This window comes from Altererythrobacter sp. MTPC7, assembly GCF_042851395.1.
Taxonomy (GTDB): Bacteria; Pseudomonadota; Alphaproteobacteria; order Sphingomonadales; family Sphingomonadaceae; genus CAJXSN01.
Map to the genome: position 1 here is coordinate 17,805 of NZ_BTGS01000006.1, position 26,729 is coordinate 44,533.

A 26,729-nucleotide genomic window follows, 5' to 3' on the forward strand; every position below is an offset into this window, starting at 1 on the left:
CAGCGCGCCCGCGGTCAGGGCAAACGACACATCACTGGACGCGCAGCGCCGTGATCCCGCGCTCTGCCAGCAATTCCTGCACCGAATTGTTGCCGGCAAGATGCCCTGCGCCAACAGCCATGAACACCTTGCCCGGTTCGTCCAGGCGATCGTCGATCCAGACCGCCCAATCGGCATTGCGGGAATAGAGAAGCCGCTCGGCCAGCACGGGGTCTTCCTCGAACGCCTCGTTCAGGAGAACGGCCAGGCCCTCGGCATCGCCGACCGCCCATTCGTCGACCATCTTCTGAAGCTCGTCTGCCAGCGTGTCGATTTCCTCCGCCCCTTCCAGCAGGAAACGCATCTGGGCATCCATCGGCAATTCGTCGAAGATCGACATCTGGAACTCGACGGTCTCCAGCGCGCTGCGTTTCTTCGATCCGTCGGAGATATCCTCCAGCACCGATTCCGCACCGGCGGCCGGGCTGAAGCCAGCTTCCGACAGGGCGCTGTTGCTCAGCATCAGGGCGGCGAACCACGGTTCCATCGAGTCGAACGAGTCGGGCGACAGGCCCAACTTCGCCATCGCGCCTTCGTAGATGGCCAGCTGATCCTCGCTCATCAGGCCGCGCAACGTACCTTCCTGCAGGAGCGCCTTCGACACGATCACCTGCTGCATCGCGGCCATCGCTTCGGGGTTCATGTCGATTTCCGTCACCAGCTCGTCGGAAGAATCGAGGGCAGCGGCGAGTTCCCCCCGATACCAGTCGACATCTGCGGGCAGCGAATGGACCGTGCCGAACAGGTAGATGGTCGTGTCCTCGTCGGCGACTTTCCACAGGGCCGGGACCCCACTGCCGGTTTCGTCCAGGCCGACCGTTTCCGCCGGGACCGTCTTGGCCGGAACGGGCGCTGGCAATTGCTGGTCCTGCGCCGCGGCAGGACCGGCGAGGCAAAGAGCGGAGGACAGGGCAAGGGCTGCGCTGGCAAGGATCGGGAATCGCATACAATCTCCTTCGGCCACGCCCTCTGCCAGCGCAAGGGTGAATGCAGGGCTAACCCGCCCTTGCAGCGACGCAGCCTGCCCGATGCGTGCAGTGCAGCATTGACCGCTCCAGATGGCTAAGGCAGTGGGCCAGCCCATGGACCGCCTGCCCGAACGAAACCGCGGCCGCAATCCTGCGGCGTCCTTCCAGGACATGATCCTCGCCCTCCACGATTTCTGGAGCGCGCATGGCTGCCTGATACTCCAGCCCTATGACATGCGGATGGGGGCGGGCACGTTCCACACAGCCACCACGCTGCGCGCGCTGGGGCCGGAGCCGTGGAATGCGGCCTTCGTCCAGCCCTGCCGCCGCCCGACCGATGGCCGCTATGGCGAGAACCCGAACCGCCTGCAGCACTATTACCAGTACCAGGTCATCCTGAAGCCGAGCCCGGCGAACATTCAGGACCTGTATCTGGAAAGCCTGCGCGTGATCGGCATCGATCCGCTCAAGCACGATATTCGCTTTGTGGAAGATGACTGGGAAAGCCCCACCTTGGGCGCATGGGGTCTTGGCTGGGAAGTCTGGTGCGACGGTATGGAAGTCACCCAGTTCACCTATTTCCAGCAGATGGGCGGCTTCGACTGCAAGCCGGTCGCTGGCGAGCTGACCTACGGGCTCGAACGCCTCGCCATGTATATCCAGGGCGTCGACAACGTCTACGACCTCGACTTCAACGGGCAGGGCGTTAATTACGGCGACGTCTTCCTCGAGAACGAGAAGCAGATGTCGAAGTGGAACTTCGAGGTCGCCGAGACGGACGCGCTGTTCGACCTGTTCAACAAGGCCGAGGCCGAGTGCAAGAACGCGCTCGCCAATGAAGTGCCGATCGCCGCTTACGAGCAGGCGGTCGAGGCCAGCCACATCTTCAACCTGCTGCAGGCGCGCGGCGTGATCAGCGTGCAGGAGCGCGCCAGCTACATGGGCCGCGTCCGCGACCTCGCGCGCGGGAGCTGCGAGGCGCACATGGCGAAGGAAGCGCCGGTCTGGGCCGAGAAATATCCGGAGTGGTCGAAATGAGCGGGTCCGACTTCCTCCTCGAACTTCGCAGCGAAGAGATCCCTGCCCGGATGCAGGCAGGCGCGCGCGCCGAACTCGAAAAGCTGTTCCGCCGCGAAATGGACGCCGCCGGTGTCGAATGCGGCGCGATTACCGTGTGGTCGACCCCGCGGCGCCTCGCGCTGATTGCGCGTGGATTGCCCGAGGCGACCGAGGCCGTGAGCGAAGAGTTGAAAGGCCCACCGGTCGCAGCCCCCGACCAGGCGCTTGACGGCTTTTGCCGCAAGGCCGGGGTCGAGAAGGCCGATCTCGAAGTCCGCGAAGTGAAGGGCCGCGAAACCTATTTTGCCGTGAAGAACATTCCCGGCCGCGCGACCAGGGACCTCCTCGCCGAGGCGATCCCTGCCATTATCCGCGATTTCAGCTGGCCCAAGTCGATGCGCTGGGGCGCAGCCTCCATCAGCACCGAGAGCCTTCGCTGGGTGCGCCCGCTGTCGGGCATCGTCGCGCTGTTGGGCACCGACATCGTCGAGTGCGAGGTGCATGGCGTGACATCCGGCGCCGTGACGCTGGGCCACCGCTTCCACCATTCGGGCGACATCACGATCGGTGACGCCGACGACTACGCGATGAAGCTGCGAGCGGCCCATGTCATCGTCGATCAAGAGGAACGGCAGGACCTGATCCGTTCGGGCGCGGCCAAGGTTGCCGAAGAAGCAGGCCTCAAGCTGGTCGAGGACGAGGGCCTCGTGATCGAGAATGCCGGTCTGACCGAGTGGCCGGTGCCGCTGCTCGGCCGGTTCGAGGAAGACTTCCTCGAGGTCCCGCCCGAGACCATCCAGCTCACCGCGCGCGTGAACCAGAAGTATTTCGTCTGCGAGGACGAGGCTGGCGAACTCGCCAACGCCTTCATCTGCACCGCCAATATCGAGGCGGAAGATGGCGGCAAGCGAGTGGTCGACGGCAACCGCAAGGTCCTCGCCGCGCGCCTGTCCGACGCGCGCTTCTTCTGGGACGTCGATCGCAAGAAAACGCTGGCCGAGCATGCGAAGGGCCTCGAACGCATCACCTTCCACGAGAAGCTTGGCACCGTCGCCGACAAGGTCGACCGCGTGGCGAAGCTGGCCCGCTGGCTGGCCGAGGAGGGCATCGTCAAGGCCGACCCCGATCTCGCCGAGCAGGCCGCGCGCCTCGCCAAGGCGGACCTCGTGACCGAGATGGTCGGAGAATTTCCCGAACTTCAGGGGCTTATGGGTGGTTACTACGCTCGCGCCGAAGGTCAGCCCGATGAAGTGGCCGACGCCATTCGCGATCACTACAAGCCGGTGGGGCAGGGCGACGAAGTGCCGACAGCGCCGGTGACGGTGGCGGTGAGCCTTGCGGACAAGCTGGATAATATCGCTAAATTCTTCGAGATAGATGAGTTACCGACTGGGTCCAAAGATCCGTTCGCCCTGAGGCGAGCGGCGCTGGGTATTGGAAGTCTAGTTCTCATAAATAAACTGAGGTTCAGCTTGGCCCGCACCTTCGCGGAGCACTTGGGACTGACGGAAACTGATGCTGAAATCTTGATTCAGAATGGCATGATGGAGGCGGCTCAACCCCAACTGAAAACGCTTGCTCAATCGATCCGCGACAATCCTATCGATTTCACTGGTATCGCGAAAAGTGTTCAGCAAGGGATGCAGAAATTTCAAACGGATGTGGCCGAAATTCCAAAACGGATTGAGGCGGGATTTGCTGCGCTGAGGAATTCTACTGTCTTTTTGGCCGATCGCCTCAAGGTCCAGCAGCGCGAAGCTGGCGTCCGCCACGACCTGATCGACGCCGTCTTTGCCCTTGGCGGCGAAGACGATCTCGTGCGCCTGCTCGCCCGCGTCCATGCCCTGCAGGCCTTCATCGCGACGGATGACGGCGTGAACCTTCTCGCCGGGTACAAGCGCGCGGCGAATATCCTGAAGAAAGAGGACTGGCAGGGCGACGATCGTCTGTCCCCCCACACGGGCGAGGAAGATCCGCTGGTGCTGGTCGACGATCCGGACATGAAGGACATCGTCGCTGCACGGGCCGAGATGTCGAAATCACTTTCCTACACGCCCGAACCTGCGGAAAAGGCACTGGCGGACGCGCTGGACAATTCGGAGCGCCGGGCGGCCGAGGCGGTCGAGGCGGAGGACTTCGCCGCCGCCATGTCGGCTCTCGCCACGCTGCGGGCGCCGATCGACAGCTTTTTCGAGGAGGTCATCGTCAATGCGGGCGATCCGGACAAGCGAAGCAACCGGCTCGGCCTGCTCGCCCGTTTCCGCGATGCGGTGCATTCCGTGGCCGATTTCAGCAGGATAGAGGGCTGAGATTTTTCGCGTTCTCCCCGCCAGAGTGTCAACTTTGCCGGGGGTAAGAAACCATTTCCTGTCAGGAACTTGATTGCCTGACGTGAGGTTGGCACCTGTCAACTTCGTCAACATCGCCGGGGTTTGAATGGCACAGACAGTTTTCACGTTCGGTGGCTCGGCAAAGGCAACCGATGCCAGGGCCAAGGACAAGACCGTGGTCGGCGGCAAGGGCGCGAACCTTGCCGAGATGGCGGAGATCGGCCTGCCCGTTCCCCCGGGCTTCACCCTGACCACGGAAGAATGCCTGCGCTATCTCGAACAGGGCGGCGAATTCCCCGAAACCTTGCGGGACGATGTGCATACGGCCCTCGGCCATATCGAAGGAACCGTGGGTAAGCGTCTGGGAGACAAGGAAGACCCGCTGCTCGTTTCCGTGCGTTCCGGCGCAGCGATCTCGATGCCAGGCATGATGGACACCGTCCTCAATCTCGGCCTGAACGACGAAACCGTGCTGGGCCTTGCAGCGATTGCCGACGATGAACGCTTTGCCTGGGACAGCTATCGCCGTTTCATCCAGATGTATTCCGACGTCGTGCTCGGCCTCGACCATGGCCTGTTCGAGGAAGCGCTGGAAATCGCCAAGGAAGACAACGGCTTCTACAACGATACCGAGATGTCGGCTGAGGACTGGAAGGCGCTGGTCGGCGAATACAAGCGCATCGTCGAGGAAGAACTGGGCACACCGTTCCCGCAGGACGTCACGCAGCAGCTGTGGGGCGCCATTCGTGCCGTGTTCGACAGCTGGGACAGCGAGCGGGCGAAAATCTATCGCCGTCTCAACGACATACCGCACGATATGGGCACGGCGGTGAACGTGCAGGCGATGGTCTTCGGCAATATGGGCGACACCAGTGCCACCGGCGTCGCCTTCACCCGCGACCCCTCGACCGGGGAACGGACCTATTACGGCGAATGGCTGGTCAACGCCCAAGGCGAGGATGTGGTCGCCGGTATCCGCACGCCGCAATACCTGACCAGGGCGCGGCGCGAGGAAGCGGGTGCGGACAAGCCCAGCATGGAAGAGGCCATGCCCGAAGCTTACGGCGAACTGGCCCGCGTGTTCGAGCTGCTGGAGCAGCATTACAACGACATGCAGGACATCGAGTTCACGGTGGAACGCGGCAAGCTGTTCCTGCTGCAGACGCGCAACGGCAAGCGGACGGCCAAGGCCGCGCTGAAGATGGCGGTCGACATGGTCGGCGAGGGCCTGATCGACGAACGCACGGCAATCCTGAGGGTCGATCCCATGGCGCTCGACCAGCTGCTGCACCCGACGCTCGATCCCGATGCGCCGCGTGACGTCATGACGTCGGGCTTGCCCGCATCCCCGGGCGCGGCCAGCGGCAAGATCGCTCTCGACGCGGATACGGCGGAGCAGTGGGCGGGACGTGGCGAGAAGGTCATCCTCGTCCGCGTGGAAACCAGCCCCGAGGACATTCACGGCATGCACGCGGCGCAGGGCATCCTGACCGCGCGTGGCGGCATGACGTCACACGCCGCCGTGGTGGCGCGCGGCATGGGGCGTCCCTGCGTCTCGGGCGCGTCCACCGTCTCGATCGACCGCGAGGCACGCACGCTTCGCATCGCCAGCCGCGACTTGGCGGAAGGTGACGTCATCACCATCGATGGCGGCAATGGTCAGGTGATGGCAGGCGAAGTAGCCACCATCGAACCCGAGCTCGCCGGCGACTTCGGCACCGTCATGGAATGGGCCGACGCCCATCGCCGGATGCGGGTGCGCACGAATGCCGAAACGCCGGGCGATTGCCGCATGGCGCGGCAGTTCGGCGCGGAGGGTATCGGGCTCTGTCGTACCGAACACATGTTCTTCGATGCCGACCGGATCAGCGCAGTGCGCCAGATGATCCTGGCCGAGGACGAACGCGGCCGCCGCGAGGCCTTGACGAAGCTTCTGCCCGAACAGCGCGGCGATTTCCGCCAGATTTTCGAAGTCATGGCAGGCCTGCCTTGCACCATCCGCCTGCTCGACCCGCCGCTGCACGAATTCCTGCCGCACAACGACCGCGAGTTCGAAGAGCTGTCCGACACCACCGGTATCGGGGTGGCGCAGCTTCGCCGCCGTGCGGAAGAATTGCATGAATTCAATCCGATGCTGGGACATCGTGGATGCCGTCTGGGTATCACATACCCCGAAATCTACGAAATGCAGGCGCGCGCCATCTTCGAGGCGGCCTGCGATGTGGCCGAGGAAAGCGGGGAAGCGCCCGTGCCGGAAATCATGATTCCGCTGGTGGCCACCCGACGCGAACTCGCGCTGCTGAAGCAGCTTGTCGACAGGGTCGCAGGGGAAGTCTTTGAAAGCCGGGGCCGGACGCTCGATTACCTCGTCGGGACGATGATCGAATTGCCGCGCGCTGCGCTGATGGCTGGCGAGATCGCTAACGAGGCGATGTTCTTTTCTTTCGGAACCAATGACTTGACGCAGACGACGCTGGGCGTTTCGAGGGACGACGCAGGCGGCTTTCTCGCGACCTATGTCGACAAGGGAATCTTCCCGCGCGATCCGTTCGTCAGCCTCGATATCGACGGCGTGGGCCAACTGGTCGAACTGGCCGCAGAACGCGGACGTGCGACGCGCGGCGATATCAAGCTCGGGATCTGCGGCGAACATGGCGGCGATCCGGCCAGCATCGCGTTCTGTGAAGCGACCGGGCTCGATTACGTCAGTGCCTCGCCTTACCGCGTGCCGATCGCGCGGCTGGCGGCGGCGCAGGCTTCGCTACGTTCCAGCTAGCGATCGGCGGCCGGTCAGGGTGATGATCTCGAAGGTTTCCGTTACCTTCCCGTCGTCATCGGCCTGATCGAGAAACGCGCTGCGTGCGCGGGCAAGAGCCTCCTTGCCCAGGGGCGGCGCATGATCGGCCAGGGCATTGCCCAGTGCCTGGTCGCGCAGATCCGACACCAGTCGGTCCAGCGAGCCATAGCGAACCTTCAGGGTGAAGGTATCGACGACCGGGTCCTTCCAGCCTGCGCGCTGCAACAGGTCGGGGGCGGCGCGGGCATCGACGAGGGGGTGCATCCGCGCGGCGGTCCGCCCCGGCTCCGCAGCCATCATCGCCCTACGCAAGTGCCGCAGGCTTCCGCCGCCGACGAAGCTGGCAATGACGAGTCCGCCAGGGGCAAGCGCATTGCGAGCATGGATCAGCGCCCCCGGCAGGTCGTTGACCGCGTCCAATTCGCCCGAAATGCCGATGAAATCGAAACCTCGCGCCGGACTGCCCCGATCGTAAGGGCGCTCCAGATCAAGAAAGGGCAGGGCAGTCACGGCGGCCGGGGCGAGGTGGGATAGAAGTTCTCCGCCGACCTGTCCGACCAGCAAGGCACTGTCCGGCTCTGCCCGGACGAACTGAAGCCGCTCGGTCATGTCGGTTGCAATCTCTTCGCTGATGAAACGCGCAGCCGAGGGATCGCGCTCTCGCCGGCTCGCGGCGCGAAGACTACGGGCGCGGCGGCGGTTGGAACTGAAAATCCGGGGAACTTGTATCTGGGACATGCCCCGTCTCCTGACGCGCTTGCCTGTCCGCGGCAAGAGGTGCAGCAGGGACGGGATGTCTTTGCCTTCGAGACTCTCCGGCGCGCTGAAGCCGATGATCGACCTAGCCTACCCGCCGCGCTGCCCCCTGTGCGGCGATGCGCTGGGGACGCAGGAAGGGCTCTGCCTCGATTGCTGGGCGCAGCTGGACATTCCGGTCGCGCCCCAATGCGGTGCCTGCCAGAGGCCGTTGCCCGCATCCCTCGGCATGGATGACGCGCCGCTTTGCGCGCCGTGCATGAAGGAAGCGCCGCGCCATTCCGGAATTGCCGCAGCGACGTTCTACAACGATGCCTCGCGAAAACTGGTCCTGTCGTTCAAGCATGGCGGGCGGATCGCGCTTGCCCGCATGATGGGACGGTTGATGGCCGCGCGGCTCGGACCCCTGGACCCGGAGACGGTGCTCGTCCCGGTGCCGCTGCATCGATGGCGGATCTGGAGGAGGGGGTACAACCAGTCGGGCCTGCTGGCGACGGAGATCGCACGGATCACCGATGCCCGTGTCGTTCTCGACGCCTTGGAACGGACCGTTGCCACCCCGAGCCTCGGGGGCCTGGGGAGGCAAGCGCGCAGCAAGGCCCTGCAGGGCTCCATCCGGGTGTCCGCGAGGGGCCTGCGAATGATCGCGGGACGACGCGTCGTCCTGGTCGACGATGTCATGACGAGCGGTGCCACGGCCGATGCATGCCTGACTGCATTGCTGAAAGACGGCGCCCACGATGTCCGCATCGCCTGTTTTGCGCGGGTCGTCGATGGAGAGCGAGGGGGAAGTCGCCCGGTCGCAGCAGACAGGGAAAACGAAACGCCCGAGGTTCCTTTCGGAACCCCGGGCGCCGCGTGACGAAACTTTTCCGAATTCCGGCGGCCTTCCCCCGATGGCCGCACTGGGAACCCGGTCCCTCATCCGTCAAATGATACCGGCCTATTGACCGGCACCCTCTCCCCAAAACCTGGCTGCAAACTGCAATCCAAAATGTGGGCGACGTCGCTACGTCGTGGGACAAGATGTTCCATTTGCGCGGCCAATGAGGAAGAGGCATTAGCCGCAACTGCCGATTTCGCATCGCGCCTGTGACGTAACTGCAACAACTATAGCGTGGACCGATCAACGACATGGAACAGCCGACCAAAGAAGAGCGGGAACTTGGCAAGACTTTTCTCCCCAAGTTCGATGAAAATGGACTGCTGACGGCCGTCGTTACGGATATAGCGACAAAGGACATCCTGATGGTCGCGTTCATGGACCGCGAGGCGCTGGATGCGACGGTGAAGACAGGGCTCGCGCATTTTCATTCGCGGTCGCGCGGGAAGCTTTGGCAGAAAGGCGAAAGTTCCGGAAATATCCTGCGTGTTAGAGAGGTGCTGGTCGACTGCGATCAGGACGCAATCATTCTGCAGTGCGAACCTGCGGGGCCCACCTGCCACACCGGCGCGCGCAGCTGTTTCTATCGCCGGTTGGAGGGCGGTGTTCTCCGGAACGTAATATCTTGACCTTTACGTAAGGGGGATGTAGGCGGATGGCATGTCAGCCACCACCGCAAAGCGTGAATACGCGCATCTCGAACGTCCCGACGAACTCGCCAGGGAACAGTTTTCGATTTCCGACCTGACGAGCGAATTCGACTGCACTGCGCGTGCCCTGAGATTCTACGAAGACGAAGGACTTATCGCGCCCGCCCGGGTCGGTCTGACGCGCGTCTATTCCAAGCGCGACCGTGCACGGCTGGCATGGATCATGCGCGCAAAGAATGTCGGCTTCAGCCTGACCGAGATCAAGGAGATGATCGATCTCTACGACCTGGGCGACGGGCGCGTCGAACAGCGGCGCGTTACGGTCGAGAAATGCCGCGCCCATGTCGCGAAGCTGAAACGGCAGCGTGACGATATCGATTCGTCGATCAGCGAGCTGTCCGAATTCATCGAACATATCGAGACAATCGATCCGATGAAGTGACCTTACCGGCCTTCGGGTCGATCACCCCCCGAACCACACCACTCGTCCACAAAGGATAATTGATGCCCACCTATACTGCCCCGACGCGTGACACCCGTTTCGTCGTGAACGAACTTCTCGACCTGGCGAGCTACGGCAACCTGCCGGGTTTCGAGAGCGCGACGCCGGACATGATCGATACCGTCATCAACGAAGCCGGCAAGTTCTGCAGCGAAGTCCTCCACCCCCTGAACCAGGTTGGTGACCAGCAGGGCTGCACGCGCCACGACGACGGCAGCGTCACTACGCCCGAAGGGTTCAAGGAAGCCTTCGCACAGTATGTGGAAAGCGGCTGGGGCACGATCGCCTCTCCGGAAGAGTTCGGCGGGCAGGGCATGCCGCACGTGATGGGCTTCGTGGTCGAGGAATTCATGGCCACGTCCAACATGGCTTTCGCCATGTATCCGGGCCTGACGACCGGCGCCATCGCGGCGCTGATTGCCGCCGGTACGGAAGAGCAGAAAGCGATGTATGTGCCGAACATGATCGCCGGAAAGTGGCTCGGCACCATGAACCTGACGGAGCCGCATTGCGGTACCGATCTCGGCATGATCCGCACGAAGGCCGAACCCCAGGCCGACGGCAGCTACGAGATTACCGGTACGAAGATCTTCATCTCGGCCGGCGAGCATGACCTGACCGAGAACATCGTTCACCTCGTGCTGGCCAAGACTCCGGGCGCACCGGACAGCTCGAAGGGGATCTCGCTCTTCGTGGTGCCCAAGTTCCTCGTTAACGAGGACGGCTCGCTGGGTGAGCGCAACGGCGTGTCCTGCGGCTCGATCGAGCACAAGATGGGCATCAACGGCAACGCGACCTGCCTGCTGAACTATGACGGCGCGAAAGGCTGGATGGTCGGCGAGGAGAACAAGGGTCTCGCCGCCATGTTCGTGATGATGAACGCCGCTCGTCTCGGCGTCGGCATCCAGGGCCTCGCACAGTCGGAAATCGCCTATCAGAACGGCGTGACCTATGCGTTGGACCGCCGCCAGGGCCGCGCCCTGACCGGCCCCGCAGAGCCGGAAGCAAAGGCCGATCCGATCTTCGTCCACCCGGACGTGCGCCGGATGCTGATGGATGCCAAGGCGTTCAACGAAGGCATGCGGGCGCTGTGCCTGTGGGGCGCACTGCTCGTCGACCTTTCGCACAAGGCGCAGACGGAAGAAGAACGGGCCGAGGCCGACCAGCTCATTGGCCTGATGACCCCGGTCATCAAGGGTTACGGCACCGACAAGGGCTACGAATTCGCGACCAACATGCAGCAGGTCTATGGCGGCCATGGCTACGTCAAGGAATGGGGCATGGAGCAGTTCGTGCGCGATGCCCGTATCGCCATGATCTACGAAGGCACGAATGGCGTGCAGGCGATGGACCTGTGCGGCCGCAAGCTTGCCAGCAAGGGCGGGGCGGCAATCCAGGCGTTCTTCAAGCTGATCGGTGAAAACATCGCCGAGGCGAAGAAGGACGATGATCTCGCACCGATGGCCGAGAAGCTGGAAAAGGCGCTTGGCGAACAGCAGGCCGCGACGATGTGGTTCATGCAGAACGCCATGCAGAACCCGAACAATCTGGGCGCTGGTGCCCACCACTACATGCACCTGATGGGCATCGTGACGCTCGGCCTGATGTGGCTGCGCATGGCCAAAGTCGCGAAGGAAGCGCTTGCCGGCTCGCCGGAAGACAAGGCGTTCTACGAGACCAAGCTGGCGACCGCGCGGTACTATTTCGACCGCTTCGTTCCCGATGCGGGGGCGCTGCGCCGCAAGATCGAAGCGGGTAGCGAAAGCATGATGGCCCTGCCGGAAGAGGCTTTCGCCACGGCAGCCTGATTGGATAACGTCTAGGCAGAATGGAAGGGCGGCTTTGGAATGGAGCCGCCCTTTCTCGTTCAGGCGAAGACCGATCGCATGCGTGAAAGGGCCAAGGCCTGCTCTTTCAGGTCGGGAGCGGTGTCCGCATTGCCAAATCCGTAATCGTCGTTCGGGCCGACATACTGGACGACGAGCGCATCCCTGCGCGATATGGCCTGCACGGCATCGAAATAGAGCGAATACCGCGCTGCCATCTGCGGGGCGAGATGGCTCACCTGCCCGCGCACCGGGACTAGGTCCGGATCGCCCCAGATGTCTTTTGCGCCATACCCCATGCAATTGACGATGACCCGTTCGGGCAGCGCCAGCACCTCCTCGCGGGATGCGAAGCGTCGCCGGACGACCGAACCGCCAGCGGCGGCGTAACGGCGTTGCATCAGCGCGAAATACTGGTCGATGTTGAAAACCATCGTCGTGCTTTGCCGCACGGGAACGTTGGGAAACGGTTTCTCGGTTTCGTCCAGCATCCTGCCACGTGGTAGCAGGCCGCGAAGACGCCCCCACAGGTGCAACCAGTCGCGGCTCGCGCGAACATCCGGCTCGCTGCCCCCGCCAATTCCGTATTGCGGCAGAATCTCGACCGGCGTGCCGGCCCTGTCCATCGCACTCCAATGCTCCGGAAAGCTCGTGCGCGCCCACCATTCCCAGCGGTCGGCGAAACCCGGCGCGACGCCGCTGCCAAGTCCGACCCGGCTGCTGGGAGACCATACCCCCGTAGCGCCCGCCGATGCAGTCTCTCCGGCAAGCTTGTCGGCGTAGAGCGTCACCTGCCTGCCGCTTTCGGCAAGGCGGATCGCTGTCGTCAATCCGATGACCCCGCCACCGACGACGGCAACGGGACCGGAGCCTGCCGATCCGGAAATGCGGACGGCCTCCGCCGCGCAACCCCAGGATAGCGACCAGCCCGAACCGCCGTGACCGTAATTATGGATTACGGCGGTTTCATCGAACTGCTCGCGCTCGAGCCTGGGGCCGGAGGCTCGAAACGGTCGAAGGCAAACGAGCGTGCGCTGGACCAGTTCTGGCTCGAAGCGAAGCGGCGGAAGAGCCCGGGGCCGGAAGGCGGAGGTGACCTGCCGCGGACTACGCGAACACGCAGCGAGCAACGAAACTGCTCCGGCTGACAGAAGACTCCGCCGGGTTAGGTTGCTGTGCACTTCGCCCACTCGGCTTCCCTACCTCAGACCTTAGGCTTCGGGCAGGAAGTCCGGGACCGACAGATACCGCTCGCCGGTATCGTAATTGAAGCCCATGATGCGGCTGCCCACATCGAGCTCAGGCAGCTTCTTGGCGATGGCTGCCAGGGTCGCCCCGCTCGAAATGCCTACCAGCATGCCTTCCTCGGCCGCGGCGCGCCGAGCCATATCCTTGGCCGCTTCGGCATCGACCTGGATCGCGCCGTCGATGGACTGGGTGTGCAGGTTCTCGGGAATGAAGCCGGCGCCGATGCCCTGGATCGGGTGAGGGCCGGGCTGCCCACCATTGATGACCGGCGAGAGCGCGGGTTCGACGCCATAGGCCTTCATGTCTGGCCAATGCTTCTTCAGTTCCTCGGCACAGCCGGTCAGGTGGCCGCCGGTGCCGACGCCGGTAATCATCGCATCGATCGGCGTTTCGCGGAAATCGTCGAGGATTTCCTGCGCGGTGGTGCGCGTATGCACCTTCCAGTTGCTGTCATTGTCGAACTGGCTGGGCATCCATGCGCCCTCGGTCTGCGAGACGATCTCACCCGCCCGTTCGATTGCGCCTTTCATCCCCTTCGCCTTGTCCGTCAGGTCGAATGTCGCGCCATAGGCGAGCATCAGGCGGCGGCGCTCCAGGCTCATGCTTTCCGGCATGACGAGCACCAGCTTGTAGCCCTTGACCGCGGCGACCATTGCAAGGCCGATGCCGGTATTGCCGCTGGTGGGTTCGACGATGGTGCCGCCCGGCTGAAGCTTGCCCGCAGCCTCCGCATCCTCGACCATGGCGAGGGCGATACGGTCCTTGATCGAACCGCCGGGATTGGCGCGCTCCGACTTGATCCAGACCTCGTGGTCCGGGAACAGCTTGGCCATTCTGATATGGGGCGTTCCGCCGATGGTCTGGAGGATCGTGTCGGCCTTCATGGGATGTTCTCCTGCAATCTTTCTTCTGGATACTCTTCGTCCAACTCGGGCGGCGGGTCAAAGGTCCGCGTCGTGCGCAGCACCGGGAACAGGGTGCTCCACAAGGCGACCGTCACGATCGCACCCACACCGCCTGCGACGACGGCCGCAACCGGTCCCACCAGGCTGGCAAGCCAGCCCGACCAGGCATCGCCGCCTTCGTTGCTGGCACTGATAGTGAGCAGGCTGGCGGAGGAAACCCGGCCGCGCTTGTCATCGGGCGTGTGCAACTGGACCAGCGACTGGCGGATATAGACACTGAACATGTCGGCCGCCCCGACGATGAACAGCATCGCGAGGCTGAGCGGCATGTAGGTGGAGAAACCGAATACGATCGTCGCCACACCGAATATGGCAACCGCCCACAGCATCTTCGGGCCGACATTGGTCCGGAGCGGGCGGAAGCTGAAGAAGACCGCCGTCAGCGCGGCCCCGACAGCCGGCGCCATGGCAAGCTGAGCAAGACCGGTCTCGCCAACCTGCAGGATGTCGCGAGCATAGACCGGGAACAGCGCCGTCGCACCGGCCAGGAAGACGGCAAAGAGATCGAGCGTGATCGCCCCGAGCACCATCTTGTTGTGGACCACGTATTTCACGCCGTCCACGATCTGTCCGATAGGCCGCTGCGCTCCGACAATGACAGAGCGCGGGACATTGCCGATGGTGGAAAGCGCCACGATTGCGAGCAGGAACAGGACGCAAGCGATGAGATAGGGCAGGGATGGCAATATGGCGTAGGTATAGCCGCCTACCGCCGGCCCGACGATCATGCCTGCCTGCCACGCAATCGAGGACAGGGCGATGGCGTTGGGCAGGATTGCCTTGGGCACCAGGTTCGGGGCGAGGGCGGACAGGGCCGGCCCGTTGAAAGCGCGCACGATGCCCAGCACTATGGCAACCGCGAAGAGAGACGGCAGAGTCAGGGAGCCGTTCCACGTCAGCCAGGCCAGCAAGGCAGCGCAGCCGAGCTGCAACAGGATGGTCAACCGCCCGAGCAGGGTCCGGCTGAAGCGATCCGCCGCCAGTCCTGCAAACGGCGATAGCAGGAACAGTGGAATGAACTGGAGCAGGCCGATCAGCGCCAGTTGCCCCGATGCCCCTGCCACGCTCATCCCGCTGTCGCGCGCCAGATTATAGGTCTGCCACCCGATGATCAGCATCATCGCATACTGGCCAAGCGTCATGCTGAGACGCGCGAACCAGTAGGCGCGGAAGTTATGGACCTTCAGCGGGTGGGTCGGCTGCGGTGCGGTATCGGTCGGTGCAATGCTCACCCGCGCGCCATGGCAGGCGCAAACGGGTGAGGGAAGGGGTTAGCCGACTGGCGTTGGCCCTATCGTGTCTTTCTCAGGCGGGGATTGGGCTGCAGTGAATCGATAATCTGCAGGAAGTCGTCGAGCCGGACGATCCGCTCGAACTGGAATCCGGCGCGGTGGTCGCGGGTCCAGATCGCGTAGGCTTCGATCCGGCCCACGATCGGCAGGCGAATGATAACGCGGTCGCCGCGCGCGATGTCATGCGCATCGTCGACCATGAAGCCGTGCGCGGAGAGATTGCTGATATGCATGTTCATGTCGCCATGCTGGTGATGTTCGGCAATCACCGGAAAATCGACCGGGTGGCGCGCCGCGCGGCGCATATCGGTTACTGTTAGCTGTGCACCCACAGACATATTACGCGTCCCTTCGAGTAATACTTGCGAAGGGGCTGTATGCCGCAATTTGCCTGATATTGGGTTAAGCGCCGCTGTCCCGAATTGGCACAACGACACTGAAAACAAACGAATTATCTGGTTACGATCGCGTGTTTCTTTTTCCCCAGGCTCAGCTTCGCCTCGACGCCTTCGCCCAGTTCGACCAGGGCCCCCGGGTCCGTGACGGCCTGTCCGTCCAGCCTGACAGCGCCCTCGGCGATCTTGCGCTTCGCTTCCTTGTTGGAAGCCGTAAAGCCGAGTTCGGTCAGGATGGCGCCGATGCGCTTGCCCTCCGTCCCGACGGACAAGGAAGGCAGGTCCTCACCCGCACCGCCACCGGCAAACGTATCGCGAGCCGTTGCCTGCGCGGAAGCGGCGGCCTCCGCTCCGCGAACCATGGTCGTGACTTCGTTGGCGAGAATTTCCTTCGCCGCGTTGATCTCGCTGCCTTCCAATGCTTCGAGCCGTGAGATCTCGTCCAGTGGCAAGTCGGTAAAGATGCGCAGGAAATGGCCGACATCCCGGTCGTCGACATTTCGCCAGTACTGCCAGAAATCGTAGGCCGGCAGCATATCCTCGTTCAGCCAGATCGCACCGTCGACCGATTTCCCCATCTTCGCCCCGTCGGAACGGGTAATCAGCGGCGCTGTAAAACCGTAAAGTTCACGCCCGTCGATACGGCGGCCCAGCTCGATACCGTTCACGATATTGCCCCACTGGTCGCTGCCGCCAAGCTGCAGGCGACAATCGTAATCGCGGGCCAGTTTGACGAAATCGTAGGCCTGCAGGATCATGTAGTTGAATTCGAGGAACGTCAGCGGCTGCTCCCGGTCCAGTCGCGTGCGGACGGAATCGAAGGTCAGCATCCGGTTCACGGTGAAATGCTTGCCCACGTCCCGCAGCAATTCGATGTATCCAAGCTCGCTCAGCCAGTCGTCGTTATTGACCAGGATCGCGCCCGTTTCGCTGTCGTCGAAGCGCAGGATCTTTTCGAAACTGCTCCTGATCGATGCGATATTCGATGTCAGGACATCGTCTGTCAGCATCTTGCGCATGTCGTCCTTGCCCGACGGGTCGCCGACCTTGGCGGTGCCGCCGCCCATGACAACGATGGGACGGTGCCCCGCCTGCTGGATACGGCGCAGCAGCATGATCGAGGCGAGGTTGCCGATATGCAGGCTGGCTGCAGTCGGGTCGAAGCCGACATAGCCCGTCACCGTTTCCTTCGCTGCCAGTGCGTCGAGCGCGCCGGCATCGGTGATCTGGTTAAGATGGCCGCGCTCGGAAAGCAGCGTCAGCAGGTCGGAGGCATAGTCGGTCATGCGCGCCCTCTAGCAGCGGCTTTATCGAACCCCAAGAGAGTTGCGTGAAACACTGCGCGCAAGAGTCTTGCAGGCCAACCTTCCGTGGGCGATAGGCGGACGGGTGTTGCAGCCACTCGTCCTCCACCCCTTATGCGATCGGGGCCCTATCGAACGGGTCATGGCGGAAATCGAGGCTACGACGGAAGGTTGCCGTGCTCGGTTCCGGATCGAGGGCGATTTGCCGCGCGTCATCTTACCACCGCACGTGATGGCGGCGCGAGGCGACGGCCTGTGGCGCACCACCTGTTTCGAAATTTTCTGGCAGGCCGACGGCGCCGACGCGTACCGCGAATTCAACCTCAGCCCCTCGTCCAGATGGGCTGCGTATCAGTTCGATGCCCACCGCGAAGGGGGACGTGATGCTCCGGTGGAGGCAATATCCATAGCGTCGAGCGCGAGCGATACGGCGCTTTCGATCGAATGCAGCATCGCGGCTTCCCTGCCCCGGCCCGCGTCCGTTGCGCTTACTGCGGTGATCGAGAACGTGGATGGCTCCATCCAGTTCTGGGCACCGTCCTTTGCCGATGGCAAGCCCGACTTCCACAGCGCGCGCTGCCGCACAATCAGATTGGCTGACCCTGCATGACAACGAAATTCGGACTCGACTGCCTCCTAGAAGACGAGGCGCTTCTCGGCGAACTGAAAGGTCGCCGGGTTGCACTCGTCGCGCATCCCGCTTCGGTGACGGCAGACCTCACCCACAGCCTCGACGCGTTGATTGGTGCCGGTGTCAACGTCTCCAGCGCCTTCGGTCCGCAGCACGGGCTGAAAGGGGACAAGCAGGACAACATGGTCGAAACCGCGGACGAGACCGATCCGCATTACGGCATCCCGATCTTTTCGCTCTACGGCGAAGTGCGTCGTCCGACCGGACAGATGATGTCGAGCGCGGATGTTTTCCTGTTCGACCTGCAGGACCTTGGATGCCGGATCTATACCTTCGTCACGACGCTCCTTTACCTGCTGGAAGAGGCTGCAAGGACGGGGAAGTCGGTCTGGGTGCTCGACCGGCCCAATCCTGCCGGCCGACCGGTCGAGGGCACGCTGCTGATTCCGGGCCATGAAAGCTTTGTCGGGGCGGCACCGATGCCGATGCGGCACGGGCTGACCATGGGTGAGATGGGCCATTGGTTCATCGCGCATTTCGGGCTCGACGTGGATTACCGTGTCATCCGGATGGAAGGCTGGCAGCCGGAAGGAAAAGGCCACGGATGGCCGCAGGACCGCGTCTGGATCAATCCCAGCCCCAATGCCGCCAGCGTCAACATGGCGCGGGCCTATGCCGGTACGGTCATGATCGAAGGGGCCACGGTGAGCGAGGGAAGGGGCACGACGCGGCCGCTGGAAGTCCTGTTCGGCGCGCCCGATCTCGATGCAAAGGCGGTGCTGGCGGAGATGCGCCGGATCGCCCCCGAATGGATGGCAGGCTGTACCCTGAGGGACTGCTGGTTCGAGCCTACATTCCACAAGCATCGGGGGCTACTCTGCAACGCCTTGATGGTGCATGCCGAGGGGCCGGGCTACGATCACGATGCCTTCAGGCCGTGGCGGCTTCAGGCGCTGGCATTCAAGGGCATTCGTTCGCTGTATCCGGACTACGACCTGTGGCGGGGCAAGGATTTCAAATACGAATATACCGATGACGTCCTTGCTATCGACGTCATCAATGGTGGGCCATCCTTGCGCGAATGGGTCGACGATCCCGGTGCAACCCCTCATGATCTCGAACAACTGGCGAGCGTGGACGAGGCGTCGTGGATCGCCGATGTTCGGGATCACCTGCTGTACTGATGGCGACGCTTCCACCGGAACCCGCACTTGCTCCGGCCGAGTTGGACAGCCGCCTCGCGGCCAATCCGGTCGATTTGACCGCGCTGCTTGCGAAGGCGGACTGGTCGCTCAGGGCAGGGGACAGGCGTTCGGCCGGCGCGCTGTATGCAGCCGCAGCCGGATCGCCGGACCGCGACCATTCGCAAGCCTCGCCCGACCGCGTGAGGGCAGCGCAGGCCAGCATGGCGCTGCAGCGAGCCTATGTCGATCACATGATGCAAACCCTGTCCGCCGCCGGGTTCGGGCGATCCCAATGGCATTCCCGCTTTGCCAAGGCGCTCGACATCATGACCGGCCAGCGCCCCCGTAATCCTGTTACGACCGCGTGGCCGCAAATGCCGGGCGTCTTCTTCTATCCGGACCTGCCCGATATCGACTTCATCGAAGCGGATCCGGACTGGGCCGGGGAGGTCGAAGCGGCCACCGGTGCCATTGCCAGCGAATTGGACGCGCTGCGCGGCGCCGCCGACGCTTTCGAGGCCTATGTTTCGGGCCAGAGCGGAGCAGCGCAGAACGATTATCACGGCATGCTCGGCAACCGCGACTGGAGCAGCCTTCACCTGGTAGAGAATGGTGCGCGCAAAGCCCGACCGGCATCCGCGACCTTGGTTGCGCTGGACGCCGCCCCATTGTGCGAGATTGACGGCCGCACGCCCTCGGTCCTGTTTTCGCGCCTGACTGCTGGCGCGCACATTCCCCCGCATACTGGCATGCTCAATTTCCGCGCCATCTGCCATTTGCCGATCATCGTGCCCGGCAATGGAGAGATCAGGGTCGGCGGCGCGCGCAGGACGTGGGAGAAGGGCAAGCTGCTCGTCTTCGATGACAGCGTCGAACACGAGGCATGGAACCGTTCGCAGGAAGAACGGATCGTGCTGATCTTCGACATCTGGAAGCCGGAAATCGAAGACATCGAGAAAGCCCAGCTCAGAACGCTGTTCGGCACCGTGGACAGTTTCTAGAGGCGTGGAGGCCGGTGATCGACCGCCTCCGCCTGCTCAGCCTCCATTCTTGCGGCTGAGCTCCCGCATCGCTTCGTCCAGGCCTTCCAGCGTCAGGCCGTACATCCGGTCATTCACCAGTTGCTTGATCATCTTCGTGCTCTGGGAATAGCCCCACTGCTTTTCGGGCACCGGGTTCAGCCACACGGTCGCGGGATAGGTATTCGTGACGCGCTGCATCCAGGTGGCGCCCGCTTCCTCGTTCATGTGCTCCACGCTGCCGCCTGCATGGGTAATCTCGTAGGGGCTCATCGCAGCGTCGCCGACAAACACGATCTTGTAGTCGTGGCCGTATTTGTGAAGGATGTCCCAGGTCTTCGTCCGTTCGGACCAGCGCCGGCGGTTATCCTTCCACACGCCTTCGTAAAGGCAATTGTGGAAGTAGAAGAATTCGAGGTTCTTGAACTCGCTGGTCGCTGCGCTGAACAGCTCTTCAACGACCTTGATGAACGGATCCATCGATCCGCCGACATCGAGAAACAGCAGCAGCTTCACCGCATTGCGGCGCTCGGCGCGCATGTGGATGTCCAGCCAGCCCTGCTTTGCCGTCCCCTCGATCGTCGCATCCAGATCGAGCTGGTCCTGCGCGCCTTCCCGGGCGAAGCGGCGCAGGCGGCGCAGTGCCATCTTGATGTTGCGCGTTCCCAGTTCCTTGGTGTTGTCCAGGTTCTTGAACTCGCGCTTTTCCCAGACCTTCACCGCACGCTTGTGACGGCTTTCGCCGCCGATGCGGACGCCTTCCGGGTTGTAACCGCCATGACCGAAAGGCGAGGTACCGCCAGTGCCGATCCACTTGTTGCCGCCCTCGTGCCGCTCTTCCTGTTCCTCGAGCCGCTTCTTGAGCGTGTCCATCAGCTCGTCCCAGTCGCCAAGCTTCTCGATTTCGGCCATTTCCTCTTCGGAAAGGAACTTCTCCGCGACCGCTTTCAGCCAGTCTTCGGGGATTTCGACCGGGTTCTGGCCGTAATCGGTCAGGATGCCCTTGAATACTTTCTGGAAGACCTGGTCGAACGTATCGAGCATGCCCTCGTCCTTCACGAACGTGGCGCGCGAGAGGTAGTAGAACGCCTCGGGCGTCTGCTCTATCACGTCCTTGTCGAGCGCTTCGAGCAGGGTCAGGTGTTCCTTGAAAGACGCACCGATCCCTGCCTCGCGCAGTTCGTCCATGAAATTGAAGAACATCGACCGGCCCGCCTTACGTCTGGCGCCGCGACATGAAGGCCAGTCGTTCGAACAGCATCACGTCCTGCTCGTTCTTCAGAAGCGCGCCGTGCAGCGGGGGGATCGCCGTGTTCGGATTGGCATCTTGCAGGACCTCGAGCGGCATGTCCTCGTTCATGAGAAGCTTCAGCCAGTCGAGCAGTTCGCTGGTCGAGGGCTTCTTCTTCAGCCCCGGGACTTCGCGGATTTCGTAGAAGACATCCATCGCCTTCTTCACCAGCGTCTTCTGGATGTCGGGGTAATGCACCTCGATGATGTCCTGCATCGTCTCCCGGTCGGGGAACTTGATGTAATGGAAGAAGCAGCGGCGCAGGAAGGCGTCCGGCAATTCCTTCTCGTTGTTCGAGGTGATGACGACGATCGGGCGTTCGTTTGCCTCGACCCTCTCTTGCGTTTCGTAAACGTCGAAGCTCATGCGGTCGAGCTCCTGCAGGAGATCGTTCGGGAACTCGATATCGGCCTTGTCGATCTCGTCGATCAGCAGGACGGGGAGCTGTTCGGACGTGAACGCTTCCCACAGCTTGCCCTTCTTGATGTAGTTCGAAATGTCGTGAACGCGCTCGTCACCCAGCTGGCCGTCGCGCAGGCGGGCGACCGCATCGTATTCGTACAGGCCCTGCTGCGCCTTCGTCGTCGATTTCACGTTCCATTCGATCAGCGGAGCGCCGATGGCCTTGGCGATTTCGTGGGCGAGGACGGTCTTGCCGGTGCCCGGCTCTCCCTTGACCAGCAGCGGACGGCGCAAGGTGACGGCAGCGTCCACCGCAACCTTCAGGTCGTCTGTCGCGATATAATCGTCGGTGCCTTCGAAACGTTCGGTCATCAGCAGGTATCCCATTGCAACTTGTAATTTGAGAGTGGGCTAGCGAGCGCTTCGGGCAAGGGCAAGGGCGACAATCGGCCCGGTTCGGGCGCGAACGATTGGCCGATTTCCTTGCAAGTCAGCGTTCCCTAGCGTCCGATGCGCATGAGGCGCTGGGCAATCGATTCCAGCCTCGAATGCTCCAGCGCCGCATCGGGATTGTTCCACGACATGGTCAGTACGTGCCACTCGCTTCGGGAGTCGCGCAGCAGCCAGGTGAGGTTCAATACGCCCGGTTCCGATCCACCCTTGTACCCGGTGTAATTCCACTCTTCGGTCAGCGAGACGGGCATGGCCGGGTAGACTGCGAGAATGTTCCGGGCGACGGGATCGCGCAGTTGGGTAATACGGCCCAGTATGCTTGCAATATCGCGTCCGCTGGCGAACCACTCGATCGTGTCGATCGCCGTCGGACTGCTGAAGCGAGGCGGGACGATCTTCTCAGGATCGCCGCCTACATCGTCGCGGAAATCGGCAAGTATGCGCCGCCTGCGATCCTCGTCCGCAGCCAGCCATCTGGTCCGGTTCGTCTCACTGCCTTTCAGCGCGAACAGTTCCAGCGTCGAGAGAAGCGGAATGAGCCGGGACGGCCGGGAATGCCCGCTGGCAATCACTTCAGCCTCGACTGCCCGGCGTCCGACCACGTCGATGAGCACGTCGGTCGCGGTGTTGTCACTGCCGGCTATCATCTGCGTGGCCAGTGTCTGCAGGGTGGCGGGCGCGCCCTCAGGCCACAGATGCATCGTGCCGCTGGGGAAGCTGCGGATGTCGATCGTCACAACGTCAGACCAGTCGCGTTCGCCGGCCTCGATGGATCGCCCCAGGGCGGAAAGCACGTAGAGCTTGAAGGTGGAGCCGATGGCCATCTGCCGGTCACTGCCGATATCGAGCGTCGCATCGTCAGGTCGGCCGAGCGGGGCGAAGTACGCGCTGACCGTTCCCGGAAGGTCTGCAAGGTCAGCGCGGATATCGGCCAGCGAATCGTCGACCGGCGTGAAGCTCGAAAGCATCAGGCCGGCAATCTTGTGCGGCGGGTTCGGGTCGAGCGTGATCGGGCCACTCGCTATCGCATTCTCGAAGTGCAGGTAGACTGTCCCCAATAAGGGCCCGCGCGGATCGACCCGCTCCACATCGACGAATTCACCGTATTGCGCCGTGATTTGCACCACGAGCTGCGCGAACCGATCGGGGGGCACTTCTGCCAGGAATTGAGAGCCGAAGAGGGTTTCGGCATCGCCGCTCCCGCGGAAGATATCGCCCAGCGCCTCCGCCCGTGCTTCCAATTCTAGCGGAACGGGCGCGTCTTGCGCTGCCGCGGGGATGGATGACATGCCCAGCAGGCAAGCGGCAATTGGCAGGCAGATCGTTCTCATGTCCGTCTTTTGCGAGCAGTCATCGCGACATGCAACGGGTCTGGCTCTTGCGCGGCGGGCTGCTACACCCGCTTGCCACAAGGAGATTTCATGCCGACCGAGACCATAGCGATCACCACCGATGCAGGCCATGAACTGTCAGGCTCTCTGGAATTGCCTACCGGGCTGGTGCGGGGCGCGGCCCTGTTCGCCCATTGCTTCACCTGCACCAAGCAGAGCCGTGCTGCAGTGGCTGTCGCGCGCGCACTCGCGCGGGAGGGAATCGCAACCTTGCGGTTCGATTTCACCGGTCTCGGCGGGAGTGAGGGAGAGTTCGGCCGGGCTGGTTTCGCAAGCGATGTGGCGGACCTCGTCGCGGCGGCACGTGCCCTTTGCGACAGGTTCGGTGATGGCATATTGCTGGTCGGGCACAGCCTTGGCGGGGCGGCGGTTCTGGCCGCAGCCGACGATATCGGCCCGGGCAAGGTCGCGGCCATCGCAACGATCGGTGCCCCGTCCGATGTTCCGCACGTGCTGCATAACGTGAAGGGCGACATCGAAGCGATCGAGCGAGACGGTCAGGGCGATGTCACGATCGGTGGCCGGCCTTTCAGCCTGAGCCGCGAGTTCCTCGACAAGACGCGCAGCACCGATCTGCTGGCCGAAGTCGGCAAGCTTCGGCTGCCTGTACTCATCGCCCATTCGCCGACCGATCAGGTGGTTTCCATAGACCATGCATCGCATCTCTTCCTGGCAGCCAGGCATCCCAAGAGCTTCGTCAGCCTGGAAGGCGCGGATCATCTCCTGACCAAGCCGGAAGACGCCGCCTTCATTGCGGCCATCATTGCGGGCTGGGCCCATCGCTACCTGCCGCTGAAAAGCGACTGGCCGATGCCCGAAGACGGGGTGGTGGTCCGCAGCGGAAATGGCAGGTTCGGCACGGAGGTCCATACGAAGAGCCATCGCTTCGTGGCCGACGAGCCGACCGGCTATGGCGGGGACGATACGGGCCCGACGCCCTATGACCTGCTCAATGCAGCGCTTGGCACCTGCACGGTCATGACGATGCAGATGTATGCCGACCGCAAGAAGATGCCCCTGGAAGGCGTGAGCATCCACGTAACCCATGAACGCAAGCACGAAGAGCAATGCGATCACGTGGAGGCAATGCAGGAAGGCCTTCAGATGCAGGCCCTAAACCGCGTCATCACGATCGAGGGCGACGGATTGACAGAAGCCGACCGGGCGAAGCTGATCGAAATCGCCGACAAGTGCCCCGTCCACCGGACGCTGGAGGGCCACCTGCATATCCATACGCACACGGCAAACACAAAAGCAGGGTGACGCGCGCCTCACCATGACGAAGGGTTAGCTGGCGACCACCCTGATTGCAGCGTCAGGCGTCGATCATATCCCGGTCAAGTTCCCCGGCCCGGTTCTGGATGAAGTTGAACCGGTGTTCGGGATTGCGGCCCATCAATCGGTCGACCAGTTCCTTCACGGCGTGACGCTGCTCGTGTTCGGCCGGCAGGGTGATGCGAATCAGGCTGCGCGTGTCGGGGTCCATGGTCGTTTCACGCAATTGCTGCGGGTTCATTTCGCCCAGACCCTTGAAGCGTCCGACATCGACCTTCTTGCCCTTGAAAACGGTCGCCTCCAGTTCTTCGCGATGCGCTTCGTCCTGCGCATAGCGGCTCTCCTTGCCTGCGGTCAGGCGATAGAGCGGGGGCTGTGCGAGATAGAGATGTCCACCGCGCACGATCTCCGGCATTTCCTGGAAGAAGAACGTCATCAGAAGCGTCGCGATATGCGCCCCGTCGACATCGGCATCGGTCATGATGATGATCCGGTCGTAGCGAAGCGTTTCCGGGTCGCAGTCCTTTCGCGTGCCGCAACCCATGGCCAGCGTCAGGTCCGCAATCTCGCTGTTGGCGCGGATCTTGTCGGCCGTGGCGCTGGCGACATTCAGGATCTTGCCCCGGATCGGCAGGATGGCCTGGGTCTTCCGGTTGCGCGCCTGCTTGGCGCTTCCGCCCGCGGAATCGCCTTCGACGATAAACAGTTCGGTTTCGCCGTCGCCTTCTCCGCTGCAATCGGTCAGCTTTCCGGGAAGGCGCAGCTTCTTGGCATTGGTCGCCGTCTTGCGCTTGATTTCCCGTTCCTGCTTGCGTCGCAGGCGCTCGTCCATTCGCTCCATGACGCTGCCGAGCAGCGCCTTGCCGCGTTCCATATTGCCCGAAAGCCAGTGATCGAAATGATCGCGCACGGCGTTCTCGACGAGCCTTGCCGCTTCCGGAGAAGTCAGGCGGTCCTTCGTCTGGCTCTGGAACTGGGGGTCGCGGATGAAGACGGAGAGCATGACTTCACCGCCGGTCATCACGTCGTCGGCGGTAATGTCCTTCGCCTTCTTTGTTCCGGTCAGCTCGCCGAATGCGCGAAGCCCCTTGGTAAGCGCGGCGCGCAAACCCTGTTCGTGCGTGCCGCCATCGGGCGTGGGCACGGTGTTGCAGTACCAGCTGGTCGAACCGTCCGACCATAGCGGCCACGCGATCGCCCATTCGACGCGCCCCTGTCCGATGCCAGCCTCGTCATCGGGAAAATCCTGGCTGCCGGTGAAAGGTTCGGCGGTAACGCATTCGCGCCCGGAAACCTGTTCCGCCAGATGATCGGCAAGGCCGCCGGGGAACTTGAAGACCGCTTCGGTGGGCACGTCCTCGCTGGCGAGCGCCTCGGCGCATTTCCAGCGGATTTCGACGCCTGCAAACAGGTACGCCTTCGACCGGGCCAGCTTGAACAAACGTGCGGGCTTGAAGGCCCGGTCGCCAAAGATCTCGGTATCCGGCACGAAGGTGACGGTCGTGCCGCGCCGATTGGGTACGGGGCCGAGCTTCTGGATGGACCCCAGCGTCTGTCCCTTCGAAAATTCCTGCGCGTAAAGCTGCTTGTCCCGCGCGACCTCTACCCGGGTCAGGCTGGACAGGGCGTTGACCACACTGACACCGACGCCGTGCAGGCCGCCGCTGGTGGCGTAGGCCTTGCCCGAGAACTTGCCACCCGAATGCAGCGTCGACAGGATGACCTCGAGCGTGGACTTGCCCGGATATTTGGGATGCTCGTCCACCGGTATGCCGCGCCCGTTATCGGCCACCGTGACCCTGTTGCCTTCCTCGACCGTCAATTCGATCCGGCTGGCATGGCCCGCAACGGCTTCGTCCATCGCGTTGTCGAGCACTTCTGCGACCAGGTGGTGCAGGGCCCGATCGTCGGTGCCCCCGATATACATGCCGGGCCGGCGACGTACCGGCTCCAGCCCTTCGAGGACCTCGATCGAGGAGGAATCGTAATCGCCGCTTGAAGTGGGCGTACCTTCGAAAAGATCGTCAGACATGACAACAGCTATGGGGCCGCGCCTTCGACGTCACAAG

23 protein-coding genes are annotated in these 26,729 nt (G+C 63.0%); 12 read left to right on the forward strand and 11 right to left on the reverse strand.

The features are described from left to right. Positions 1-31 precede the first annotated feature (31 nt). Positions 32-985 carry a TraB/GumN family protein gene (locus ACGHJ7_RS06605; RefSeq protein WP_390475656.1) on the reverse strand — a complete coding sequence of 318 codons (954 nt, stop codon included), beginning with the start codon at positions 983-985 and terminating at the stop codon, positions 32-34. 136 nt (positions 986-1,121) lie between these two features. Between ACGHJ7_RS06605 and ACGHJ7_RS06610 the strand changes: the two genes are divergently transcribed. The 3 genes from ACGHJ7_RS06610 (at position 1,122) to ppdK (ending at position 7,172) form a co-directional block, all read left to right on the forward strand. Further along, positions 1,122-2,045, forward strand: a complete 924-nt coding sequence (locus ACGHJ7_RS06610; protein ID WP_390475973.1) for a glycine--tRNA ligase subunit alpha — start codon at positions 1,122-1,124, stop codon at positions 2,043-2,045. Then, the gene (gene glyS, locus ACGHJ7_RS06615) at positions 2,042-4,375 is read left to right on the forward strand and encodes a glycine--tRNA ligase subunit beta (RefSeq protein ID WP_390475658.1); all 2,334 of its coding nucleotides are present in this window, start codon (positions 2,042-2,044) and stop codon (positions 4,373-4,375) included. The genes ACGHJ7_RS06610 and glyS overlap by 4 nt, the downstream gene beginning before the upstream one ends. 127 nt (positions 4,376-4,502) lie before the next feature. Continuing rightward, a complete protein-coding gene (ppdK, locus tag ACGHJ7_RS06620) occupies positions 4,503-7,172 on the forward strand; it encodes a pyruvate, phosphate dikinase (RefSeq protein WP_390475660.1) in 2,670 nt (889 codons plus the stop codon). On the opposite strand, the gene ACGHJ7_RS06625 is transcribed toward ppdK, so the two are convergent. Beyond that, complete coding sequence (locus ACGHJ7_RS06625) at positions 7,158-7,931, reverse strand: methyltransferase (protein ID WP_390475662.1); 774 nt, start codon at positions 7,929-7,931, stop codon at positions 7,158-7,160. The two genes, ppdK and ACGHJ7_RS06625, sit on opposite strands and share 15 nt — an antisense overlap. Positions 7,932-7,986: 55 nt before the next feature. Between ACGHJ7_RS06625 and ACGHJ7_RS06630 the strand changes: the two genes are divergently transcribed. From ACGHJ7_RS06630 to ACGHJ7_RS06645, 4 genes are all read left to right on the forward strand, one after another. Further along, the gene (locus ACGHJ7_RS06630; RefSeq protein WP_390475664.1) at positions 7,987-8,811 is read left to right on the forward strand and encodes a double zinc ribbon domain-containing protein; all 825 of its coding nucleotides are present in this window, start codon (positions 7,987-7,989) and stop codon (positions 8,809-8,811) included. A 272-nt stretch (positions 8,812-9,083) separates the two neighbouring features. Beyond that, complete coding sequence (hisI, locus tag ACGHJ7_RS06635; protein WP_390475665.1) at positions 9,084-9,461, forward strand: phosphoribosyl-AMP cyclohydrolase; 378 nt, start codon at positions 9,084-9,086, stop codon at positions 9,459-9,461. A gap of 31 nt (positions 9,462-9,492) precedes the next feature. Continuing rightward, complete coding sequence (locus ACGHJ7_RS06640) at positions 9,493-9,924, forward strand: MerR family DNA-binding transcriptional regulator (RefSeq protein WP_390475667.1); 432 nt, start codon at positions 9,493-9,495, stop codon at positions 9,922-9,924. A gap of 62 nt (positions 9,925-9,986) precedes the next feature. After that, positions 9,987-11,792 carry an acyl-CoA dehydrogenase C-terminal domain-containing protein gene (locus ACGHJ7_RS06645; protein ID WP_390475669.1) on the forward strand — a complete coding sequence of 602 codons (1,806 nt, stop codon included), beginning with the start codon at positions 9,987-9,989 and terminating at the stop codon, positions 11,790-11,792. A gap of 59 nt (positions 11,793-11,851) precedes the next feature. Here the strand turns inward: ACGHJ7_RS06645 and ACGHJ7_RS06650 are convergent, their stop codons facing one another. Next, the gene (locus tag ACGHJ7_RS06650; RefSeq protein WP_390475671.1) at positions 11,852-12,640 is read right to left on the reverse strand and encodes an FAD-dependent oxidoreductase; all 789 of its coding nucleotides are present in this window, start codon (positions 12,638-12,640) and stop codon (positions 11,852-11,854) included. 108 nt (positions 12,641-12,748) lie between these two features. On the opposite strand from ACGHJ7_RS06650, the gene ACGHJ7_RS06655 reads away from it, so the two are divergent. Continuing rightward, a complete protein-coding gene (locus tag ACGHJ7_RS06655; protein ID WP_390475673.1) occupies positions 12,749-12,958 on the forward strand; it encodes a hypothetical protein in 210 nt (69 codons plus the stop codon). A 63-nt stretch (positions 12,959-13,021) separates the two neighbouring features. Here the strand turns inward: ACGHJ7_RS06655 and cysK are convergent, their stop codons facing one another. The 4 genes from cysK to tyrS form a co-directional block, all read right to left on the reverse strand. Next, positions 13,022-13,942 carry a cysteine synthase A gene (gene cysK, locus ACGHJ7_RS06660; RefSeq protein WP_390475675.1) on the reverse strand — a complete coding sequence of 307 codons (921 nt, stop codon included), beginning with the start codon at positions 13,940-13,942 and terminating at the stop codon, positions 13,022-13,024. Next, positions 13,939-15,255 carry an MFS transporter gene (locus ACGHJ7_RS06665; protein ID WP_390475676.1) on the reverse strand — a complete coding sequence of 439 codons (1,317 nt, stop codon included), beginning with the start codon at positions 15,253-15,255 and terminating at the stop codon, positions 13,939-13,941. Before ACGHJ7_RS06665 ends, cysK begins: the two co-directional genes overlap by 4 nt. A 59-nt stretch (positions 15,256-15,314) precedes the next feature. Further along, complete coding sequence (locus tag ACGHJ7_RS06670) at positions 15,315-15,653, reverse strand: PilZ domain-containing protein (RefSeq protein WP_390475678.1); 339 nt, start codon at positions 15,651-15,653, stop codon at positions 15,315-15,317. A 113-nt stretch (positions 15,654-15,766) separates the two neighbouring features. Beyond that, positions 15,767-16,996 carry a tyrosine--tRNA ligase gene (gene tyrS / locus ACGHJ7_RS06675; RefSeq protein WP_390475679.1) on the reverse strand — a complete coding sequence of 410 codons (1,230 nt, stop codon included), beginning with the start codon at positions 16,994-16,996 and terminating at the stop codon, positions 15,767-15,769. A 160-nt stretch (positions 16,997-17,156) separates the two neighbouring features. Between tyrS and ACGHJ7_RS06680 the strand changes: the two genes are divergently transcribed. From ACGHJ7_RS06680 to ACGHJ7_RS06690, 3 genes are read left to right on the forward strand one after another with little or no spacing between them, the layout of a single operon-like run. Then, a complete protein-coding gene (locus ACGHJ7_RS06680; RefSeq protein ID WP_390475681.1) occupies positions 17,157-17,624 on the forward strand; it encodes a hypothetical protein in 468 nt (155 codons plus the stop codon). Next, the gene (locus ACGHJ7_RS06685; protein ID WP_390475683.1) at positions 17,621-18,829 is read left to right on the forward strand and encodes an exo-beta-N-acetylmuramidase NamZ domain-containing protein; all 1,209 of its coding nucleotides are present in this window, start codon (positions 17,621-17,623) and stop codon (positions 18,827-18,829) included. The genes ACGHJ7_RS06680 and ACGHJ7_RS06685 overlap by 4 nt, the downstream gene beginning before the upstream one ends. Next, entirely contained in the window at positions 18,829-19,830 is a 1,002-nt protein-coding gene (locus ACGHJ7_RS06690) for an aspartyl/asparaginyl beta-hydroxylase domain-containing protein (protein ID WP_390475686.1), read from the forward strand. Before ACGHJ7_RS06685 ends, ACGHJ7_RS06690 begins: the two co-directional genes overlap by 1 nt. 36 nt (positions 19,831-19,866) lie before the next feature. Here ACGHJ7_RS06690 and ACGHJ7_RS06695 read toward each other — a convergent pair whose 3' ends face one another. From ACGHJ7_RS06695 to ACGHJ7_RS06705, 3 genes are all read right to left on the reverse strand, one after another. Then, positions 19,867-21,051, reverse strand: a complete 1,185-nt coding sequence (locus tag ACGHJ7_RS06695) for a VWA domain-containing protein (protein ID WP_390475688.1) — start codon at positions 21,049-21,051, stop codon at positions 19,867-19,869. Positions 21,052-21,064: 13 nt separating this feature from the next. Beyond that, positions 21,065-21,913: an AAA family ATPase gene (locus ACGHJ7_RS06700; RefSeq protein WP_390475690.1), complete on the reverse strand. Its 849-nt coding sequence runs from the start codon at positions 21,911-21,913 to the stop codon at positions 21,065-21,067. 128 nt (positions 21,914-22,041) lie between these two features. Next, positions 22,042-23,325 carry a serine hydrolase gene (locus tag ACGHJ7_RS06705; protein ID WP_390475692.1) on the reverse strand — a complete coding sequence of 428 codons (1,284 nt, stop codon included), beginning with the start codon at positions 23,323-23,325 and terminating at the stop codon, positions 22,042-22,044. A 90-nt stretch (positions 23,326-23,415) separates the two neighbouring features. On the opposite strand from ACGHJ7_RS06705, the gene ACGHJ7_RS06710 reads away from it, so the two are divergent. Then, positions 23,416-24,648 carry an alpha/beta fold hydrolase gene (locus ACGHJ7_RS06710; RefSeq protein ID WP_390475694.1) on the forward strand — a complete coding sequence of 411 codons (1,233 nt, stop codon included), beginning with the start codon at positions 23,416-23,418 and terminating at the stop codon, positions 24,646-24,648. A 52-nt stretch (positions 24,649-24,700) separates the two neighbouring features. Here the strand turns inward: ACGHJ7_RS06710 and parE are convergent, their stop codons facing one another. Further along, complete coding sequence (gene parE / locus ACGHJ7_RS06715) at positions 24,701-26,692, reverse strand: DNA topoisomerase IV subunit B (protein ID WP_390475697.1); 1,992 nt, start codon at positions 26,690-26,692, stop codon at positions 24,701-24,703. Between the last annotated feature and the right edge of the window lie 37 nt (positions 26,693-26,729).

Excerpts from the sequence above, each read along its gene's own strand:
- ACGHJ7_RS06605 (WP_390475656.1), bottom strand. The coding sequence starts at position 985 with ATGCGATTCCCGATCCTTGCCAGCGCAGCCCTTGCCCTGTCCTCCGCT.
- ACGHJ7_RS06610 (WP_390475973.1), top strand. The coding sequence starts at position 1,122 with ATGGACCGCCTGCCCGAACGAAACCGCGGCCGCAATCCTGCGGCGTCC.
- glyS (WP_390475658.1), top strand. The coding sequence starts at position 2,042 with ATGAGCGGGTCCGACTTCCTCCTCGAACTTCGCAGCGAAGAGATCCCT.
- ppdK (WP_390475660.1), top strand. The coding sequence starts at position 4,503 with ATGGCACAGACAGTTTTCACGTTCGGTGGCTCGGCAAAGGCAACCGAT.
- ACGHJ7_RS06625 (WP_390475662.1), bottom strand. The coding sequence starts at position 7,931 with ATGTCCCAGATACAAGTTCCCCGGATTTTCAGTTCCAACCGCCGCCGC.
- ACGHJ7_RS06630 (WP_390475664.1), top strand. The coding sequence starts at position 7,987 with ATGTCTTTGCCTTCGAGACTCTCCGGCGCGCTGAAGCCGATGATCGAC.
- hisI (WP_390475665.1), top strand. The coding sequence starts at position 9,084 with ATGGAACAGCCGACCAAAGAAGAGCGGGAACTTGGCAAGACTTTTCTC.
- ACGHJ7_RS06640 (WP_390475667.1), top strand. The coding sequence starts at position 9,493 with ATGTCAGCCACCACCGCAAAGCGTGAATACGCGCATCTCGAACGTCCC.
- ACGHJ7_RS06645 (WP_390475669.1), top strand. The coding sequence starts at position 9,987 with ATGCCCACCTATACTGCCCCGACGCGTGACACCCGTTTCGTCGTGAAC.
- cysK (WP_390475675.1), bottom strand. The coding sequence starts at position 13,942 with ATGAAGGCCGACACGATCCTCCAGACCATCGGCGGAACGCCCCATATC.
- ACGHJ7_RS06670 (WP_390475678.1), bottom strand. The coding sequence starts at position 15,653 with ATGTCTGTGGGTGCACAGCTAACAGTAACCGATATGCGCCGCGCGGCG.
- tyrS (WP_390475679.1), bottom strand. The coding sequence starts at position 16,996 with ATGACCGACTATGCCTCCGACCTGCTGACGCTGCTTTCCGAGCGCGGC.
- ACGHJ7_RS06680 (WP_390475681.1), top strand. The coding sequence starts at position 17,157 with ATGGCGGAAATCGAGGCTACGACGGAAGGTTGCCGTGCTCGGTTCCGG.
- ACGHJ7_RS06685 (WP_390475683.1), top strand. The coding sequence starts at position 17,621 with ATGACAACGAAATTCGGACTCGACTGCCTCCTAGAAGACGAGGCGCTT.
- ACGHJ7_RS06690 (WP_390475686.1), top strand. The coding sequence starts at position 18,829 with ATGGCGACGCTTCCACCGGAACCCGCACTTGCTCCGGCCGAGTTGGAC.
- ACGHJ7_RS06695 (WP_390475688.1), bottom strand. The coding sequence starts at position 21,051 with ATGTTCTTCAATTTCATGGACGAACTGCGCGAGGCAGGGATCGGTGCG.
- ACGHJ7_RS06700 (WP_390475690.1), bottom strand. The coding sequence starts at position 21,913 with ATGACCGAACGTTTCGAAGGCACCGACGATTATATCGCGACAGACGAC.
- ACGHJ7_RS06705 (WP_390475692.1), bottom strand. The coding sequence starts at position 23,325 with ATGAGAACGATCTGCCTGCCAATTGCCGCTTGCCTGCTGGGCATGTCA.
- ACGHJ7_RS06710 (WP_390475694.1), top strand. The coding sequence starts at position 23,416 with ATGCCGACCGAGACCATAGCGATCACCACCGATGCAGGCCATGAACTG.
- parE (WP_390475697.1), bottom strand. The coding sequence starts at position 26,692 with ATGTCTGACGATCTTTTCGAAGGTACGCCCACTTCAAGCGGCGATTAC.